Origin of the sequence: Catenovulum sp. 2E275 (assembly GCF_025515275.1) — a bacterium.
Lineage (GTDB): Bacteria > Pseudomonadota > Gammaproteobacteria > Enterobacterales > Alteromonadaceae > Catenovulum.
The window spans coordinates 41,244-58,550 of record NZ_JAOPFU010000010.1; the positions used below are offsets into that span (position 1 = coordinate 41,244).

General features: G+C 37.6%; 20 protein-coding genes. 6 read left to right on the top strand and 14 right to left on the bottom strand.

Annotated features, from left to right (window positions below):
* Positions 1-62: 62 nt before the first annotated feature.
* On the top strand, positions 63-572 hold the full coding sequence (locus N7931_RS07355) for an RNA methyltransferase (protein WP_262793030.1): 510 nt from the start codon (positions 63-65) through the stop codon (positions 570-572).
* 71 nt (positions 573-643) lie between these two features.
* Here the strand turns inward: N7931_RS07355 and yjgA are convergent, their stop codons facing one another.
* On the bottom strand, positions 644-1,177 hold the full coding sequence (yjgA, locus tag N7931_RS07360) for a ribosome biogenesis factor YjgA (protein WP_262793032.1): 534 nt from the start codon (positions 1,175-1,177) through the stop codon (positions 644-646).
* Between the two features lie 146 nt (positions 1,178-1,323).
* On the opposite strand from yjgA, the gene pmbA reads away from it, so the two are divergent.
* The 3 genes from pmbA (at position 1,324) to N7931_RS07375 (ending at position 3,825) form a co-directional block, all read left to right on the top strand.
* Entirely contained in the window at positions 1,324-2,649 is a 1,326-nt protein-coding gene (gene pmbA / locus N7931_RS07365) for a metalloprotease PmbA (RefSeq protein ID WP_262793125.1), read from the top strand.
* A 136-nt stretch (positions 2,650-2,785) separates the two neighbouring features.
* Positions 2,786-3,190, top strand: coding sequence for a response regulator (locus N7931_RS07370; protein ID WP_262793034.1), 405 nt, complete (start codon positions 2,786-2,788; stop codon positions 3,188-3,190).
* A gap of 326 nt (positions 3,191-3,516) precedes the next feature.
* Complete coding sequence (locus N7931_RS07375) at positions 3,517-3,825, top strand: hypothetical protein (RefSeq protein WP_262793036.1); 309 nt, start codon at positions 3,517-3,519, stop codon at positions 3,823-3,825.
* Between the two features lie 383 nt (positions 3,826-4,208).
* Here the strand turns inward: N7931_RS07375 and N7931_RS07380 are convergent, their stop codons facing one another.
* The 13 genes from N7931_RS07380 to N7931_RS07440 form a co-directional block, all read right to left on the bottom strand.
* Positions 4,209-6,149 carry an acyltransferase family protein gene (locus tag N7931_RS07380; protein WP_262793038.1) on the bottom strand — a complete coding sequence of 647 codons (1,941 nt, stop codon included), beginning with the start codon at positions 6,147-6,149 and terminating at the stop codon, positions 4,209-4,211.
* Positions 6,150-6,298: 149 nt separating this feature from the next.
* Positions 6,299-7,657: a magnesium transporter gene (gene mgtE / locus N7931_RS07385; RefSeq protein WP_262793039.1), complete on the bottom strand. Its 1,359-nt coding sequence runs from the start codon at positions 7,655-7,657 to the stop codon at positions 6,299-6,301.
* Between the two features lie 120 nt (positions 7,658-7,777).
* Positions 7,778-8,053, bottom strand: a complete 276-nt coding sequence (locus N7931_RS07390; RefSeq protein WP_262793041.1) for an HPr family phosphocarrier protein — start codon at positions 8,051-8,053, stop codon at positions 7,778-7,780.
* A gap of 12 nt (positions 8,054-8,065) precedes the next feature.
* Positions 8,066-8,923: an RNase adapter RapZ gene (gene rapZ, locus N7931_RS07395; RefSeq protein WP_262793043.1), complete on the bottom strand. Its 858-nt coding sequence runs from the start codon at positions 8,921-8,923 to the stop codon at positions 8,066-8,068.
* Positions 8,924-8,927: 4 nt separating this feature from the next.
* On the bottom strand, positions 8,928-9,374 hold the full coding sequence (gene ptsN, locus N7931_RS07400; protein WP_262793045.1) for a PTS IIA-like nitrogen regulatory protein PtsN: 447 nt from the start codon (positions 9,372-9,374) through the stop codon (positions 8,928-8,930).
* Positions 9,374-9,661, bottom strand: a complete 288-nt coding sequence (hpf, locus tag N7931_RS07405) for a ribosome hibernation promoting factor (RefSeq protein WP_262793047.1) — start codon at positions 9,659-9,661, stop codon at positions 9,374-9,376. Before hpf ends, ptsN begins: the two co-directional genes overlap by 1 nt.
* Before the next feature lie 24 nt (positions 9,662-9,685).
* On the bottom strand, positions 9,686-11,176 hold the full coding sequence (locus tag N7931_RS07410; RefSeq protein WP_262793048.1) for an RNA polymerase factor sigma-54: 1,491 nt from the start codon (positions 11,174-11,176) through the stop codon (positions 9,686-9,688).
* Entirely contained in the window at positions 11,176-11,901 is a 726-nt protein-coding gene (gene lptB / locus N7931_RS07415; RefSeq protein WP_262793050.1) for an LPS export ABC transporter ATP-binding protein, read from the bottom strand. Before lptB ends, N7931_RS07410 begins: the two co-directional genes overlap by 1 nt.
* On the bottom strand, positions 11,901-12,398 hold the full coding sequence (gene lptA, locus N7931_RS07420; protein WP_262793052.1) for a lipopolysaccharide transport periplasmic protein LptA: 498 nt from the start codon (positions 12,396-12,398) through the stop codon (positions 11,901-11,903). The genes lptB and lptA overlap by 1 nt, the downstream gene beginning before the upstream one ends.
* On the bottom strand, positions 12,388-12,939 hold the full coding sequence (lptC, locus tag N7931_RS07425) for an LPS export ABC transporter periplasmic protein LptC (protein ID WP_262793054.1): 552 nt from the start codon (positions 12,937-12,939) through the stop codon (positions 12,388-12,390). Before lptC ends, lptA begins: the two co-directional genes overlap by 11 nt.
* The gene (kdsC, locus tag N7931_RS07430; protein ID WP_262793056.1) at positions 12,936-13,493 is read right to left on the bottom strand and encodes a 3-deoxy-manno-octulosonate-8-phosphatase KdsC; all 558 of its coding nucleotides are present in this window, start codon (positions 13,491-13,493) and stop codon (positions 12,936-12,938) included. Before kdsC ends, lptC begins: the two co-directional genes overlap by 4 nt.
* A complete protein-coding gene (locus N7931_RS07435; RefSeq protein WP_262793057.1) occupies positions 13,493-14,476 on the bottom strand; it encodes a KpsF/GutQ family sugar-phosphate isomerase in 984 nt (327 codons plus the stop codon). The genes kdsC and N7931_RS07435 overlap by 1 nt, the downstream gene beginning before the upstream one ends.
* Positions 14,477-14,479: 3 nt before the next feature.
* Complete coding sequence (locus N7931_RS07440; RefSeq protein ID WP_262793058.1) at positions 14,480-15,448, bottom strand: calcium/sodium antiporter; 969 nt, start codon at positions 15,446-15,448, stop codon at positions 14,480-14,482.
* Between the two features lie 271 nt (positions 15,449-15,719).
* Between N7931_RS07440 and N7931_RS07445 the strand changes: the two genes are divergently transcribed.
* On the top strand, positions 15,720-16,526 hold the full coding sequence (locus N7931_RS07445) for an ATP-binding cassette domain-containing protein (protein WP_262793059.1): 807 nt from the start codon (positions 15,720-15,722) through the stop codon (positions 16,524-16,526).
* Complete coding sequence (gene mlaE, locus N7931_RS07450) at positions 16,526-17,305, top strand: lipid asymmetry maintenance ABC transporter permease subunit MlaE (protein WP_410369343.1); 780 nt, start codon at positions 16,526-16,528, stop codon at positions 17,303-17,305. Before N7931_RS07445 ends, mlaE begins: the two co-directional genes overlap by 1 nt.
* Positions 17,306-17,307: the final 2 nt, after the last annotated feature.

A 17,307-nucleotide genomic window follows, 5' to 3' on the forward strand; every position in this document is an offset into this window, starting at 1 on the left:
ATTCGTTTTTAGGGGCTGTTAGTGCGATAATTTGGTTTTTAAAGTCAGATTACAACTAAGTTATGATAAAACCCAGCGTCACTATAGGGTTAACCAACCCTAAAAGTCCAACAAATGTTGGTGCTGTTATGCGAGCCGCCGGTTGTTTTGCTGCCAACGCCGTTAACTATACCGGACAAAGGTACGAAAGAGCCGCTAAATACCAAACCGATACTAAAAACCAGCTTCGCCATATTCCGTTAACTGGAGTTGATTGTCTGGTTGAAGCTGCACCTGAAAATGCCAAAATTATTTGTGTCGATTTAGTAGAGGGCGCAATCGCATTACCTGATTTTCAGCATCCGGAAAACGCTTGTTATATCTTTGGCCCGGAAGATGGCACAATTGAACAAGCTGTTATTGATCAAGCCGATTATGTGGTTTATATCCCAACGTATGGTTGCTTAAATTTAGCGATGAGCGTAAATGTTGTGCTATACGACAGGGTGAGTAAATTAAACAGCATTCAAGCCAGTGACGAGTTGGTCTGTAATAGTCGGGATCGGAATAATAAAGTTAAAGTCTCCCGCTAAACCGGTTTTAGTTTAGCGGTAACACCTCACGCCAGATTGAATTTGTCAGTTTGGCGTGAGCTTAAACCGGCTTAAAGCTTGTGCGGAATATTATCTTTTAAATATTGATATAGCTGGCGGGCTGATTTTGGTGGTTTGTTTTGCTCAGCTTCTTTTTTCGCTTGTCTGGCTAACTGGCGTAGTTTAGCGCGCTCTAATAGCGGAAATTCTTCAACTAACTGATTAATTTTACTATCGCCCTGGGTAATAACCTGATCTCGCATATCTTCTAACTGATGAAAATGCTGGTTAGCTAATAAATGCTGGTTTTCAATTTTAGCTATTGCGATTTTAATTGGCTCAGGATCACCAAAACGTAATAGTTTAGCTATGTAAGCCAGTTGACGATTATAAGCGCCTTTTTTATCTCGGATTTTTTCAGCAACTTTTACCGCTTCTGTTAAATCCTGATTTAAAGGTAATTTTTTTAGGTTTGCTGGTGATAAACTCAACATTTTATCTGCCAGTTTTTGTAAATCCTGAGCATCTCGTTTTAGCTCTGATTTACTCACGTAGATAATTTCTTCATCTTCGTGATTTGGGTTGTCTTGCCAGTCGTTAGTCATTTGTATCTGTTCATGCTCGCTGCGAATAGCGCTATTTTATCATTAACTATAGCAGTTTGTCTTTGTTATCGAACACTACTGAAAATTCAGGCGGTTATGATACACTAATGCACATTAACACAAGATTTAATAAATGGCTTATCAGTATGCTTGAAGAAATGAATCAGGTACGTCAGGCAGTTGAAGATGCATTGGCGTTAGCAAAAAAATTAGGCGCAAGTGACGCTGAAGTGTCTATGTCGAAACAGCAGGGATTATCTGTTGGTTGTCGTTTACAAGAAGTTGAAACAGTTGAGTTTGATTATGGTGGTGCATTAGGCATTGCGGTGTGGTTTGGTAAACGCAAAGGCAGCGCATCTACTTCAGATTTATCACCAGAGGCATTAAAAAAGACAGTTGAAGCGGCCTGTAATATTGCTAAATATACTTCGGAAGATCCATTTACTGGAATCGCTGATCCAAGTTTAATGGTAAAAGATATACCGGATTTAGATTTATACCATCCATCTAATATTAATTCTGATAAAGCAATTGAAATCGCCTTAGCTTGTGAAAAAGCTGGATTGGAGCAAGATAGCCGGATTGAAAATAGTGATGGTGCATCTTTTTCTTCGCATCAGGGATTTAAAGTATATGGTAATAGCACAGGGTTAATTGCGGCTTACCCAAGTTCACGCCATAGTTTAAGTTGTGCGTTAATTGCGCGCGATGGTGATGATATGCAGCGTGATTATGCTTATACCGTCTCTCGTGTTTTTGGTCATTTAGAAAGCGCACAGTGGGTTGGTCAAAAAGCGGCAAACGAAGTGTTATCGCGATTAAACCCAAGAAAAGCTAAAACCTGTAAAGTCCCGGTTTTGTTTAACAGCGAAATTGCCAGTAGTTTGTTTGGTCATTTTATTGCTGGGATTAGCGGTGGTAATTTATACCGTAAAGCATCGTTTTTATTGGATGCGTTAAATACGCAAGTTTTTCCTAAATGGCTAACAATTGAAGAAGATCCTTTTATTAAACAAGGGCTCTCTAGCCGTGCGTTTGACTCTGAAGGGGTGGCAACTCAGCAACGTAAAATAGTTGAAAACGGCGTTTTGAATACTTGGTTATTAACCTCTTATGCGGCGCGTAAAATGGGGCTTGCTTCAACAGGTCATGCTGGTGGTATTCATAATTGGTTAGTTGGCGCAGGTGGCGGTGATTTTGATGCTATGCTGAAAAAGCTGGGCACAGGATTATTGGTTACTGAAATGATGGGGCAGGGGGTTAATATTGTAACAGGTGATTATTCTCGTGGTGCTGCTGGTTTTTGGGTTGAAAACGGTGAAATTCAGTATCCGGTTAGTGAAATTACCATTGCGGCTAAATTAACGGATATGCTTAAAAATATTGTGGCTATTGGCGATGATATTGATCCTAAAGGCAGTATTCAGTGTGGCTCGGTATTAGTTGAAGAAATGCAAATTGCTGGTAACTAATCAAAGTGCATATTTTATGTATAAATTTTTTAATTATATAAAATTATCCTAAGTACCTATTTTCGAAAGTTACCTCTCTACTACTTGAAATATTTTAAACATGGATTAGCTGAGCTATGTTCAGCTAAAGTTTTCTATGAATACTAAGCTGAAAAATACAACTGTGCGTCCACATCGAGTTTTGATCGTCGATGATTCCAGAGTTATGCGAGACTTTTTAAGAAAAATGTTAATAGAGTTGGGGTTTAATCACTTCATTGAGGCAAGCAATGCTAAAGATGCATTGGCAAAGTATCAACAGGAGCAACCCCACTTTACATTTTTGGATATAGAGCTCGGTGATGAAAGTGGATTGGATGTATTTGAAGAGATTTTAGCTGAAGATATTGAAGCAAAAGTTACAATAATTACAGCCCATTCTACAATAGGTAATGTGAAAAAAGCGATGTCTCTGGGTGCGAAGGGTTTCTTAGTAAAACCATTTCAACCGCAAAAGCTTTTATTAGCAGTAAAGAATATGAGTAATCATTCAAATAAATGACTTTGTGGTTAATCGACATTTTAATCATTTAAAATATGTTCAATTGGTTATCGTCTGCCGATGTTCCCCCTTTTATCTTTAATCATTTAATATTAAGTCAACGTTATTTATAGTATGCCTGTACAGATAGGTGTTATAAATACTACTACACGGCTATTACCAAAAATTAAATAGTTATAACTAATAACTTCGCTGATAAGGTTACAATATACTTTAAGATTTATGGTGGGTTATCATTATCCATATTCATAGTGACAACTGTTAACTAAGAATATATCTCGACAAATTTGGCTTACTTACAAATAAAAATATTTTTGGTAAAATAAATGTTAATAAATATTGAAATGAGTAAATCTATGAAAGCAATAAAATGTAAACTTCTGATCGCAATTGCTATCCCATTTTGGTTAACAGCTTGTTTCGTAGGGGAGAACTCAGCAGAAAGTAGCATTGATAATGACAATAAAGTTCAATATGTTATTCAAGCACCAGACTGCAAAGAGGTACCATTTAATGCAAACTTAACACCTGATAGCGAGGATAATCTAGTTGAGATAACGAGGGATTTTGCCCGTGATGAAATGATGGAGCTTTGCGTTAAAAATGGAAGTGTCAGCGTTACCCATGTAGAGTAAGTGCTTGAAGCTGGCCACTATATTCAACGTCATAAATTGGATTGTCTGATTGAAGTTATACTTTATTCCTGCAGAGTTTGGCATTAGCTATTAAACAATGCCCAAAGAAGCTTTTGTGGTATGGCTTTAGTTTTTGGCTGTTATTTTATACATTCAAAATTTATAGTTAACCTAATCTGTCTTTCTATAAACTGAGCTAAAGAACTACTTTTACCTTACTGCTGTTGTCTGACTTTTAGTTGTTTATTGGGTAGAAGCCTTAATAGACAACAGCTAAATTAGAAAATTTCATTATTAATTAATAAAAGTACGCTATTTATAGCCATGAAATTTTCTATATGTAATTTTTATTCAGGACATAAAATGAGAGTTAATTCTCTTTTCTAACTTTTAGATAAATCGCTAATAAGATAAGTGCTTAGTTGTAACGCTCCGTAATAACTTAAATGACTCCCATCAGATGTTAGAAACTCTCCATTAGGATCTTGATACTTGCATTCTGACTCTGGACAAAAGTAATTAGTATAGTCAAGCCTTCGAGATATACCTGATTGGTCTATTATCGTATAAACATCTGAAATTCTTTTATAATGCTGTTCTTTTGTAAGCTTTGGAAAATATCCTGAAACATTAAGGGTTTGTGACCGTAAAGTTTCAAATAAAGGATTATAGGAAAACCTTGGTGGTTCGGTAAATACAATTACTTTTATGTTTTTATCCTGCATTTGTTTCACTGTTGCACGAAAGTTTTTAGCAAACTCAGCTAATCTATCTTCATAGCTCGCATTATGCTTGGCATTAATATCTCGTAAATTACCTTTTTCAATGTTATGTACAAACGAACCGACTAAAATCACAGTTTTATAATTATTATCTAGAATATGGCTTAATACTCTCGCATTTACATCTTTGCATACATGACTCACATCAACCCTTTTCATGTTAATAATAGGTTGGCAACCAAGCGTTGTTGAGTACTCTATATTGATATCTGATTGCTCTACTAATCGCTCAAATGCGGGCATTAACACATCAGCATGGCTATCACCCCATACAAAAACATCAATGTCTGAGTGTGTTTTATATGTACTACGTAGTTGACAGAGTTCATCTTGACCCTTTCGGTACACGTCCGTACATTGTTTTCGGTTAATAGGTGGTTTTAGGGCTTTATAATATTGTGTAATGATTTGTTTATCGGGATCGACCAAAATAGCATTTGAATTAAAATGAAACGTAGTTAAAAGAGCGATTAAAATCAATGTTGCTACGCCGTATGTTTTAAGTAGAGCTGAATTGGGGAATTTATGGTGATTTCTAAAAGGAGTTTCTATAAATCGGTAACTTAGATAACCCAATAAGTAACTCAGTAGTACGATACTAATTATTACATGGGCGGAATGACCTTCTGGAAAAAACCAAAATGCTAAAACAACAATGGGCCAATGCCATAGGTATACTGAATAAGATATCTTACCTATAAATGTAAATGGACTACTTGAAAGTATCTTGTTGACTAAAATTGTTGGTGAGTTAGATAATAAAATTAATAAAGCGCCTGTAGTTGGCAATAATGCGCTATAGGAAGGGAAAGGTGTTAAGTGATCAAATGTAAATACACTGATTATAATTAGAGCTAAGCCTAGTATGCTCGTTATTGAAGCTATATTTGGTTTGCTAATATTTTTTCCATAAATAGCAGCGCAAGCCCCAATTCCTAACTCCCATGCACGAAAAGGTATCCAGTAAAACGCAGCGTTTGAGTCATAATTAGTATAAAAAATACATAAAATCAATGATATGATGGTCATTGTTCCTATTACATATAGGGTATACTGGGCCAGCCATCGTTTTAGTCCAATCAATAATAGAGGAAAAAATATATAGAATTGTTCTTCGATTGATAAACTCCACGTATGTAACAGTGGTTTTAACTCATGGGCAGAACCAAAATACCCTCCTTGACTCCAAAAATAGATATTCGAGGCAAAAACTTGAGTGGTGAAAGCGGATTGAATAAAGTTGTGGTAGAGATTAATTGGATAGATAAATGCAAACAACAGAGTCGATACAAATAAAACACAATAAAGCGCTGGCCAGATTCGTCTTATTCGTTTGAGCCAAAAAAGCTTTAGACTAAATTTTTCCTGAGCAGATTCTTTAAGAATAATCGAAGTAATTAAGTAACCACTGATGACAAAAAAAACATCAACACCGACAAACCCCCCATTAAATAGCTGAAGGCCTGCATGAAATAACACAACGACAGTAACCGCTATAGCCCTAAGCCCATCTATTTCTGGGCGATATCGTAAAATACTCATTAATTATTTCCATCCCTGCATAGCTATTATTACTTAGCTTTAATTTTAGTTAAGTTTATAGGTGAATCTTTATTAAATTCAGTTAAGTAAAAAGGATTTCCCTGTAGAAAGAGCCTGTTTAGGTCTAAAGAGTTTTTCTCTATAAATACTTAGCTGAGCAGCAAAGAGGCGCTGCCTAAAAACGCAAAAATACCGATAATATCTGTTACCGTAGTTAAAATAACACTACCCGCTAAAGCCGGATCAATCCTTAATTTTTTAAGGACGAGCGGAATAGTAACCCCGGATAAACCGGCAGCAAGCATATTCATTAACATCGCAAAGGCAATGATGCCAGCTAAGGTGAGATCCTGCTTCCAGATCCCAACAATACCTGCAATTAAAACAGCCCAAATTACCCCGTTTAATAAACCTATAGTTAATTCTTTAATTAATAAACTTCGGGTATTGGTTGGCAAAACATGACCAAGTGCCATTGCACGAATGACCAAAGTTAAAGTTTGGTTCCCTGCAACACCACCCATGCTTGGTACTATCGTGTTTAAAATAGCTAATACCGCTAGCTGGCTTAAAATATCTTCAAATAAGTCAGATACCATAGCGGCAAGTAAAGCAGTTAACAGGTTTACACCTAACCAGATTGAGCGTTTTTTGGTACTTTGAACAACAGGGGCAAAGGTGTCTTCTTCATCGTCTAAACCTGCCATACTCATCATAGAGTGTTCGGCATCTTCACGGATAATATCAACCATATCATCAATTGTGATTCGGCCAAGTAGGTGATTTTGCTCATTAACAACAGCGGCAGACACCCAGTTATAACGCTCAAATTGTTGAGCCGCTTCAGACTCTGACATGGTTGCCGGAATTGGATTGACTTCGGTATTCATTAACTGGGCAATTAATAAGTCCGGCTGAGAAGTGACTAATTTACTTAAACTGATTTCCCCAATTAAAACGTCACTTTCATCAACAACATAAAGGCTGTCGGTATTCTTAGGTAGTTCTGCACGCATACGTAAATAACGTAAAACCACTTCAACCGTTACATCTGGACGAATTGTAACTGTATCTGTATTCATCACAGAGCCAGCGGTAAATTCTTCGTAGGCTAAGGCAGCTTCTGCTCTGTGTCTGTCCTGATGATCTAGTGAATTTAATACTTCCTGATAAAGCTCATCCGGTAAACTCCGTAAAACTTGAGCTAAATCGTCTGTATCCATGCCTTCGGTTGCTTCGGCAACCGCTTCTGGCATCATTTGGCGAACGATACTGGTCCGTACATCTTCGCTTAGTTCTTCGAGTATTTCACCATGAAATTCAGAATCAATTAATTGCCAGAATGCAAAGCGGGTTTTGACCGGAGTAGACTCTAAAATAAATGCAACATCAACCGCAGGCATGTTATGGAGGGCATTACGAACGTGCACAAACATACCCCGGTTTAACGCAGCGGTTAACTCAAGTAATGTTTGATTAGACAAGCTTTGTTCGTAAGCTTCAGGCATTTATTATTTAATCTCCGTATCAAAGGTGATTATAGGCAGGTGGAAGTTAGTTTACCTAAAGTAAAAAAAAATGGCTACGACAGAATGACTTATCGTGAAATCTATCTATTTTTGTTTACCTTATTCGCCTTCATGAAAGCGGGCGTTGATTAATGCTTCTACAGCTTCTAATGCGGCTTGGGCATCTTCTCCCTGACACTTTACTTCTATTTCTGTGCCAGTTGCGCCGGACAATAACAATAACCCCATTACGCTGTTTGCATTGGCGGTTTTGCCGCCGCAAACGATCATAATTTCACTTGTATAAGATTGGGCTAGTTGTACAAGCTGAGTGGCGGCTCGGGCGTGTAACCCCAGCTTATTTTTGATAAATAAAGTTTTACTGACTTGGTTCATGTTTGGTATCTGTTAATGCTTGGATTGTTCGCGGTGAACAATAGACACATCGGATTGTGAAGCTGCAAAATACCAGCCTAACTCTTCAGCAATATAAACGGATCTGTGTTTACCGCCAGTACAACCTATTGCCACTGTTACATAACTACGGTTATTTTGCTCAAGCATAGGTAACCAAGACTCAATACAATCCGCAATTTTACGAATAAACTCCTGAACTTCTTCATGGCTTTTTAAAAAAGCTTGAACCGGTTTGTCTAAACCTGTCATTGGTCTGAGTGATTCATCCCAATGGGGGTTAGGCAGAAAGCGGGCATCAAATACATAATCGGCGTCAGTCGGTAGACCATATTTAAATCCAAACGACTGAAATACCAGTTTTAATTTACCTGCTTTTTTATTTAAAACTTTATTAATAATAATTTTGTTTAAGTCGTGAATGCTAAGTTCGCTAGTATCTATAAATAAATCACTGATTTCACGAATTGGGCTTAATAATTCGCCTTCTTCTTTGATTGCTTCATCCAAACTTAAACTCGCAGTAGTAATCGATAATGGATGCATTCTGCGGGTTTCAGAGTACCTTTTTAATAAGGTTCTATCATTAGCATCCATGTAAACCACAATGATATCACTCGATGCTTTTAATTGATCAATAATCTGAGCTAGATCTTGCTGCCAGTCAGAGATATTGCGAATATCCAAATTAAGTGCAACATGGCTATATTTACCTTTTAAAGCCTCAGGCAAAAAAGGTAAAAGTTGAATAGGTATATTATCAATACAATAAAAACCGGCATCCTCGAGTTGGTCAAGCGCGGTAGATTTTCCTGAACCAGAGCGTCCAGATAAAATGACGAGCTGTTGCATTAATTTATTCCGTGATTATTTGGTAGAGTTCCTGATTAGTTTGCGCTGTTCTGATTCGTTTTAAAATAGTTTTATCAGATAATTTTTCTGCAACTGCAGCTAATGATTTTAAATGCGCTTTACATTCGGCTTCGGGAACCAATAGTGCAAAAAAAACATTAACAGGTTGATTATCAATAGCATCAAAGTTAATTGCATTTTCTGCTGTAATTAATACAGCAACTGTTTGTGTTGAGTTAGATAAGCGGCCGTGGGGCAAAGCTATTCCATTACCTATACCTGTACTACCTAGTCTTTCCCTATGCATTAAAGCTTCTAGAATATCTTGTTCAGTTAAATCTGTTAACTTTTGTGCCGCTATTTGACTAATGAGCTCTAAAAGGCGTTTTTTACTTGTAACTGGGACTGCACAAGCGGTGCAGTCCAAGCTTAGAAAAGATTGAATATCCATTAATGACGTTTCATTTTCTCTTTATGTTTAATGACTTGGCGATCTAGTTTATCAATTAACGAGTCAATTGCCGCATACATATCTGTATGCTCTGCGTTGGCAAAAACTTCTCCGCCAGTTAAGTGGAGCGTTGCTTCAGCTGTTTGGTTTAGCTTCTCAACATTTAGGATGACATGCACATTGTTGATATGATCAAAATGGCGTTCTAGTTTGGCAAACTTAGTATCGACATATTCGCGTAATGAACTTGTAATATCGACATGATGACCAGTTAGGTTAATTTGCATAGACTTTTCCTTTTGGTTTATCGCCTATATAAGGCTCTTACGTTGATTAGATGGCGGAATTGATAACGATTCACGGTATTTTGCTATCGTTCGACGTGCAACTTTAATACCTTGATCCGCTAATAATTCTGCTATCTTGCTATCACTTAAAGGCTTTGCTGGGTTCTCAGCAGAAACAAGTTTTTTAATCAAAGCTCTGATTGCAGTTGAAGAACATTCTCCTCCATTTTCAGTGCTGACATGGCTAGAGAAGAAATATTTAAGTTCAAAAATACCAGCTGGTGTATGCATATATTTCTGCGTGGTTACACGAGAGATAGTTGATTCATGCATCTCTACTTCTTCTGCTACATCGTTGAGTACCATTGGTTTCATTGCTTCTTCACCATACTCAAAAAAATCTTGCTGCTGCTTAACAATACAACGGGCTACTTTTAATAGCGTATCATTACGACTTTCCAAGCTTTTTATAAACCATTTTGCCTCTTGCATATGTGACCGAATAAATTGGCTATCTGCTGTATTTCGAGCCGTTTTAGACATGGCAGCATATTCAGCATTTAATCTAAGTTTAGGCACACTTTCTGGATTTAGCTCAACTATCCATTGACTATTTACTTTTTTAACTGAGACGTCCGGTACTATATATTGTGCTTCTTCTGCAACCACACTATTACCCGGTCTAGGGTTGAGTGATTGAATCAGTTTCATTATTTCTCTTAATTCATCTTCTTTTAATTTTGCTTTTCTTAATAAAGTTCGATAGTCCCGATTACCTAAGAGTTCAATATAATTTCTAATTACTAGTTTAGCTTCATTTAACCAAGGCGTCTCTGGTGCAAACTGATTGAGTTGAATTAATAGGCATTCTTGTGTACTTCTAGCAGCAACTCCAATAGGGTCAAATACTTGGATGCGTTTTAGGACTGCTTCAATTTCATCCAATTCAATCTCTTCATTTCCTTGGCTGTCTAAAATATCCTGAGCTGTTACTGTTAGATAACCAGAATCATCAACAGCATCAATGATTGCAATTGCTATAGCCCTGTCGGTTGGAGAGAAAGGTGTAAGGTCCATTTGCCAAAGCAGGTGATCTCTAATTGATTCTATAGTTTCGCCTTGATAAACCGTATCGTCATCGGCTGAGTAGCTATTACTGCTACCAGAGGAGCTGCCCTGAGTAAAGTGATCATCCCAGGTACTATCTGTCGGTAATTGTTCGGGAATCTCTTGGTTTGTGATTTCATCATGGCTGTCTGGAATAGCATACTCTTCTTGAGAGTCATGCTCGTTTGTTTGCTGCTCTTCTTTTTGTTTTTTATTTTGATGGAAATCTTCCAGAGATTCAAAATCATCTTGATGCTCGTCAGCCTCTAATAGAGGATTGCTATCTAGGGCTTCCTGTATTTCTTGTTGTAAATCCAATGATGATAATTGCAACAAACGAATAGCTTGTTGCAATTGTGGGGTCATGGTTAGATGTTGACCAAATTTTAGCTGAATTGATTGCTTCATTATAATTTAAACTGCTCGCCTAAATATACGTCTCGGACTTGCTTGTTGCTTAATACTTCTTCTGGGCTGCCCGATGCAATTAGTCGCCCCTGACTGACTATATATGCTTTTTCGCATACATCCAAAGTTTCTCTTACATTATGGTCGGTAATTAAAACCCCTAATCCTCTATCTTTTAGGTGGGTGATTATACGTTTTATATCAATCACCGAAATTGGGTCAACTCCGGCAAAAGGCTCATCTAATAAAATAAATTGAGGATCGGCTGCCAAAGCTCTAGCTATTTCGACTCGACGACGCTCACCTCCCGATAAAGCCATACCTTGACTGTCTCTGATATGAGTAATATGAAACTCTTCTAGTAACTCTTCTAGTTTAGCTTTTTTTTGCTTTTGCGTTATATCTTTTCGCATTTCTAAAATAGAAAAGATATTTTGGCTGACTGTTAATTTCTTAAAAATTGATGATTCCTGAGGTAAATATCCAACCCCCGCACGTGCTCTTTCATGCATAGGATAAAATGTCATATCGGTATCATCAATATGAATAGAGCCTAAATCGTTTTCAACTAGCCCTACTATCATATAAAAAGTGGTCGTTTTACCAGCTCCGTTTGGCCCTAGCAAGCCTACTATGCTGCCGGATTCAACCGATAAAGAAACATTTTTTACAACTTGTCTTTTTTTATAGGATTTTGCAAGATCTTTTGCAATTAACTGTGCCATTAGTTATCACTTTTTGGGGTTAAAACAGTTCGAACTCTGTTACCACTAGTTTGCTCTGAAGAAGCAACTAACTTTTGTAAATTTAGGTTATATTCTATTTTATCACCACTAACCTGACTGCCTTGTTGTGAGATTTGTGCATTACCGGTCAAAGTGAGTATCCGGTCTGCTACTCGATAGTGTATTTGATTTGCGCTCGCGGTCAGGTGTGCGCCATTTTCTAGCTCTTGTTGATAATGAGCAGGAGTTCCACTGGCAATAAGTACATCTTGGTCTTGTTGTGGATTAGCCCCTTTAATTACCTGTAATTTATCGGAGGTCATAAGTAGTGACCCTTGGGATACTTCAACTTTTCCACTAAAAGTTAAAGTATTCGTATTGATATCTAATTGCTGATTTTGCGCATCAATCACTATATTCTCTTTAAAATCAGATTCAAGAGCCCATGCGTTTATTTGAATGGCTAATAAGCCAAATATAAGTTTTTTATTTAACAAGGTAAGTAGCCTGAACATGTTGTGTTAATTCAAATTCTTTTGTCTTAAGATTGCCCTGCAACCCTTTACCTACAACCTCAAGTTTATTTCCATGAGCTTGTACTTGAGCTTTACTATTAATAGTATGTTCGGTTAAGTCCATGTTAAGCCTAGACACTTTAATTTCATTAAGCCAGTCAGTTGGTTCTGTTGATTTTATTAATACATTGCCTTCTAACTCTAAGTGACGATTATCATAAATACCGCTTTCGTTTGCAGTTAATATCCAACTTGATTCTTGTTTATCTGAATATAAAACATATTCAGGATGCTGAAAATAAGTAAATTCCAGCTCTTGATAATATTCTAAATTTTCAGCTTTTAGTTTAGTTTGCCTATGCCCGTCTTGATTATATGAAATTTGGATTAGTTGCTTAATTTGATAATCTGGTAGAGCAACTTGATCTACTTTTTCCTGTGATTGAGGCTCATTAGTCCATTCGTGCCAAAAATATTGACTAACTGCAATAATAACTAAAACAGATAACAAAAGCTGTTTCATACGCTCATACCTTGGGCTTGTTCTAATATACCGCGAGTTTGTAAAAATATATCACAAGCTTCTCTAACAGCTCCAAATCCACCTTTATTTCGAGTGGTATAATCGGCCAAATTTAATATAAGAGGGTGGGCATCTGCAACCGCAATTGCCAATCCAATTTGTTTCATCACAGTTAAATCTGGAACATCATCACCTATATAGGCAACTTGCTGCGCAGTTAAGTTCAACTGTTGGCATAACTGTTTAAAAGCTTTGGTTTTATCTTCTTGTCCCTGATAAATATGTTGAATGCCTAACGAGGTCATTCGGTTTTCAACAATTTGAGATTTACGCCCAGTGATAACAGCCACTTGAATACCGGCATTGATGATTGCTTTAATCCCAAAACCGTCACGGGTGTGGAAAGCTTTTAACTCTTCACCATTATTGCCTAGGTAAATACGGCCGTCTGAAAATACCCCATCAATATCGCAAATAAGTAGTTTGGTTTGTAAAAAAAGTTGAGCGGTTTGATTACTGATGGCACCGTATATCGTATTGGTTTGATTGCTCATTAAATAACTTTCGCTTTTAATAAATCATGGATATTAATTGCACCAACTGGCTGGGCAAGCTCATTAATGACTACAAATCCATTTACTTTTTTATCTTCCATTAACTTTAACGCCTCTGCAGCAAGCATATCTGGTTGAATCGTTACACTACCCGTAGTCATTACCTGATATATCGGGGTGATATGAATATTAATTTTTTTATCTAGTGTCCGGCGTAAATCACCGTCGGTAAAAATGCCGGTTAAGGTGTTTTGTTGATTTACAATTGCAACAAACCCTAAACTTTTTTGGGAAATTTCAATCAGAGCCTCGGCAATTGGAGTATTCTCACTAACGACAGGCAAAAACTCACCTGCGTGCATTAAATCTTTTACTTTGAGTAATAATTTGCGACCTAGGTTGCCTAATGGATGTGAAAAAGCAAAGTCATCAGCCGAAAATTCCCGAGCTTCGAGCAGTGCAATTGCTAATGCATCGCCCATAACAGTTGCTGCGGTTGTACTGGCAGTTGGGGCTAAGCCTAGAGGGCAGGCTTCTTTATCTGCCTTAACTAAAATATGGATATCCGATAACTCAGCTAAACTAGATTTAGGATTGCTGGTTAAAGCGATCATTTTTGCGCCAATTCTTTTAATTACAGGCACTATAGTCATAAATTCAGAGCTTTCACCTGAGTTGGAGAGGGCAATCACAACATCTTGTTTACTGATCATCCCTAAATCACCGTGGCAGGCTTCTGCTGGATGCACAAAAAAAGCAGGTGAGCCTGTGCTGGCTAAAGTCGCTGCAATTTTTCGAGCAACATGGCCTGATTTACCGATTCCGGTCACCACTGTTTTACCACGGCAATTTAATAACAACTCACAGGCTTGAGTAAAGTTTTGATCAAGAGATTGATAAAGTGTCTTGATAGCTTCTAATTCAATATCAATTACTTGTTTCGCACTATTAATTAATGACTGAGCCTGAGAATCATTTTGCACAGTTTAACTTCCCGAAAATAATATATATTGGTAGGCAATAAAGCAGGCTAGTAAAATACCACCTTCTACTCGGTTAATACTTCTTGGACCTTTTATTCCGATTGCCATTAAAATTAATAAAATGGTGACAGCTATCATAATGTAGCCATCTCTGGTTAATGCAAGCGGGTCAATTGCGCCCGGCGCTAAAATACCAGGAATAGCCAAAACAGCCAGTGCGTTAAAAATATTTGAACCAACAATATTACCTAAAGCTAAATCATCTTCGCCTTTTAAAACCCCTGCAACTGATGCCGCTAATTCAGGTAGTGAAGTACCAACGGCAATAATAGTTAAACCTATAACTAAATCACTGATACCAAAGTGTTTTGCAATATTTACTGCAGAATCTACTAAATAGTTTGAACTTATCAATAGTAATGCTAATCCTACAATTAACCAAAATGCAGCTTTAGTTACGGAAACACCTTCAGGTACATCCTCGCTTAAATCATTTTCAAGCGTATCTACTTCGTTAGCAGGCTTATGGAGAGATGCATAAGTAAGATAAGCTATTGTGATAATGAACAATACGGCAAGGCTAATACCTTCCCAAAAAGACAATATGAAATCGGCCAGAAATGCAACAGCAATGAAGCTGGTAATAAGAATGATAGGCAGTTCACGGCGAATAGTTTGTGAACCCACTAGCAACGGTTTTAAGAGCGCGGTTATACCTAACACAAGGGTAATATTTGTTATGTTTGAACCAATTACATTGCCAATTGCAGTGTCAGCTTTATCGGCCAGAGCTGCTGAACCTGCAACCATCATTTCGGGAGCCGAAGATCCCATTGCAACTATAGTTAAACCAATTATTAATGGAGATAAACCTAAATTTCGAGCAAGGGCTGCAGCACCATAAACAAATTTATCAGCACTCCAGACCAAAAAAGCTAAACTAACCAGTAAAATGATAGATTGTTCTAACATAAAAACCTTATATAACAGGGCAATTATTTTGTTTAGCGCGCATTATACTGAAATTCGACTAAATTTCAGAAAATACTTGCTGCGAATTCTGAAAAACATTAACTTGTCGCGTTTATATTTTATCAGTCTAGCCTAATTGATTTGTCTATTGGAGTAGAAAATAGGATTAGTGAACCAGTTCATTCAATTGAGAAAAGAGCGTTTTTTATTGCTTATTTTTGTTAGAATGCGGCAAAACCTAAGTTGTTAGGGTTAGAGTAAAGGAAAATCAATGTCTGATAATACCTATGTAGAGGTTAAAAATATGACTTTTTCGCGTGGCGACAGAGTTATATATGATGATATTAGTTTGTCGATTCCCAGAGGGAAAGTGGTTGCCGTAATGGGGCCGAGTGGTATAGGAAAAACCACATTACTGCGCTTAATTGCAGGCCAGATTAAACCGGACAGTGGCCAGATAATTGTAGATGGCGAGCATATTCCACAATTAAGTCGGGCTGCATTATATGATGCCCGAAAAAAAATGAGCATGCTATTTCAAAGTGGCGCTTTATTTAGCGAAATGTCAGTGTTTGATAATGTTGCTTTTCCCATTCGTGAACATTGTAACTTACCGGAAGATATCATTCGTAGCATGGTGCTGATGAAACTTAATTCTGTTGGTTTACGAGGCGCGGCAGATTTAATGCCAAGTGAATTATCTGGTGGTATGGCAAGACGGGCTGCACTCGCCAGAGCAATTGCGCTTGATCCTCAGCTTATTATGTATGACGAACCTTTTGCTGGACAAGACCCGATTTCAATGGGTGTTTTAATTCGTTTAATTCGCTCACTGAATGATGCTTTAGGTTTAACCTCAATTGTCGTATCGCATGACGTTAATGAAGTGCTGAGCATAGCGGATTATGTTTATATAATGGCAAATAAAAAAGTGATAGGTCATGGTACTCCAGCTCAGTTAGCCAAAGACGATTCACCTTTAGTTCATCAGTTTATGGCTGGTGAATCAGATGGTCCTGTACCATTTCATTTTCCGGGTGAACCTATCGAACAGCAGTTGTCTGAGGTATTTAAATGATTTTAGATTTTTTTGCTGGTATAGGCCGTAAAGGAATAGAGCTTTTTGCAACTGTGGGGCGCGCCGGCATTATGTTAATTAATGCTTTATGGGCTATGCCTAAACTGGCTCAAAATTTTCCCTTACTTGTTCGTCAGCTTTATGTTGTGGGTGTGCAATCATTTGCAATTATTGTGGTGAGTGGTTTATTTATCGGCATGGTAATTGGACTACAAGGTTATACCATTTTAGTTGGGTACGGTGCTGAAAATAGTTTGGGGCCAATGGTTGCGTTATCACTTCTGCGTGAGTTAGGGCCTGTCGTGACTGCACTGTTATTTGCTGGTCGGGCTGGTTCTGCGCTCACCGCTGAAATTGGATTAATGAAAGCCACCGAGCAATTATCGAGTATGGAATTAATGGCTGTTGACCCATTACGACGCGTAATTGCCCCAAGATTTTGGGCTGGTGTTTATAGCATGCCACTACTCGCGTTTTTATTTAGTGCCGTTGGTATTTGGGGCGGTTATTTAGTGGGGGTGCAATGGTTAGGGGTTGATGATGGCAGCTTTTGGAGTGTGATGCAGGCATCGGTAGACTTTAACCGTGATATTTTAAATGGATTTATTAAAAGTTTTGTATTTGCTGTTGTAGTGACTTGGATAGCTATTTTCCGCGGCTATGACTGTGTACCTACATCGGAAGGGATTAGTCAGGCAACAACTCAAACCGTTGTACATGCCTCACTTGCCGTATTAGGTCTTGATTTTGTATTAACCGCTTTAATGTTTGGAGATTAATA

Excerpts from the sequence above, each read along its gene's own strand:
- N7931_RS07355 (WP_262793030.1), top strand. The coding sequence starts at position 63 with ATGATAAAACCCAGCGTCACTATAGGGTTAACCAACCCTAAAAGTCCA.
- yjgA (WP_262793032.1), bottom strand. The coding sequence starts at position 1,177 with ATGACTAACGACTGGCAAGACAACCCAAATCACGAAGATGAAGAAATT.
- pmbA (WP_262793125.1), top strand. The coding sequence starts at position 1,324 with ATGCTTGAAGAAATGAATCAGGTACGTCAGGCAGTTGAAGATGCATTG.
- N7931_RS07370 (WP_262793034.1), top strand. The coding sequence starts at position 2,786 with ATGAATACTAAGCTGAAAAATACAACTGTGCGTCCACATCGAGTTTTG.
- N7931_RS07375 (WP_262793036.1), top strand. The coding sequence starts at position 3,517 with ATGTTAATAAATATTGAAATGAGTAAATCTATGAAAGCAATAAAATGT.
- N7931_RS07380 (WP_262793038.1), bottom strand. The coding sequence starts at position 6,149 with ATGAGTATTTTACGATATCGCCCAGAAATAGATGGGCTTAGGGCTATA.
- mgtE (WP_262793039.1), bottom strand. The coding sequence starts at position 7,657 with ATGCCTGAAGCTTACGAACAAAGCTTGTCTAATCAAACATTACTTGAG.
- N7931_RS07390 (WP_262793041.1), bottom strand. The coding sequence starts at position 8,053 with ATGAACCAAGTCAGTAAAACTTTATTTATCAAAAATAAGCTGGGGTTA.
- rapZ (WP_262793043.1), bottom strand. The coding sequence starts at position 8,923 with ATGCAACAGCTCGTCATTTTATCTGGACGCTCTGGTTCAGGAAAATCT.
- ptsN (WP_262793045.1), bottom strand. The coding sequence starts at position 9,374 with ATGGATATTCAATCTTTTCTAAGCTTGGACTGCACCGCTTGTGCAGTC.
- hpf (WP_262793047.1), bottom strand. The coding sequence starts at position 9,661 with ATGCAAATTAACCTAACTGGTCATCATGTCGATATTACAAGTTCATTA.
- N7931_RS07410 (WP_262793048.1), bottom strand. The coding sequence starts at position 11,176 with ATGAAGCAATCAATTCAGCTAAAATTTGGTCAACATCTAACCATGACC.
- lptB (WP_262793050.1), bottom strand. The coding sequence starts at position 11,901 with ATGGCACAGTTAATTGCAAAAGATCTTGCAAAATCCTATAAAAAAAGA.
- lptC (WP_262793054.1), bottom strand. The coding sequence starts at position 12,939 with ATGAAACAGCTTTTGTTATCTGTTTTAGTTATTATTGCAGTTAGTCAA.
- kdsC (WP_262793056.1), bottom strand. The coding sequence starts at position 13,493 with ATGAGCAATCAAACCAATACGATATACGGTGCCATCAGTAATCAAACC.
- N7931_RS07440 (WP_262793058.1), bottom strand. The coding sequence starts at position 15,448 with ATGTTAGAACAATCTATCATTTTACTGGTTAGTTTAGCTTTTTTGGTC.
- N7931_RS07445 (WP_262793059.1), top strand. The coding sequence starts at position 15,720 with ATGTCTGATAATACCTATGTAGAGGTTAAAAATATGACTTTTTCGCGT.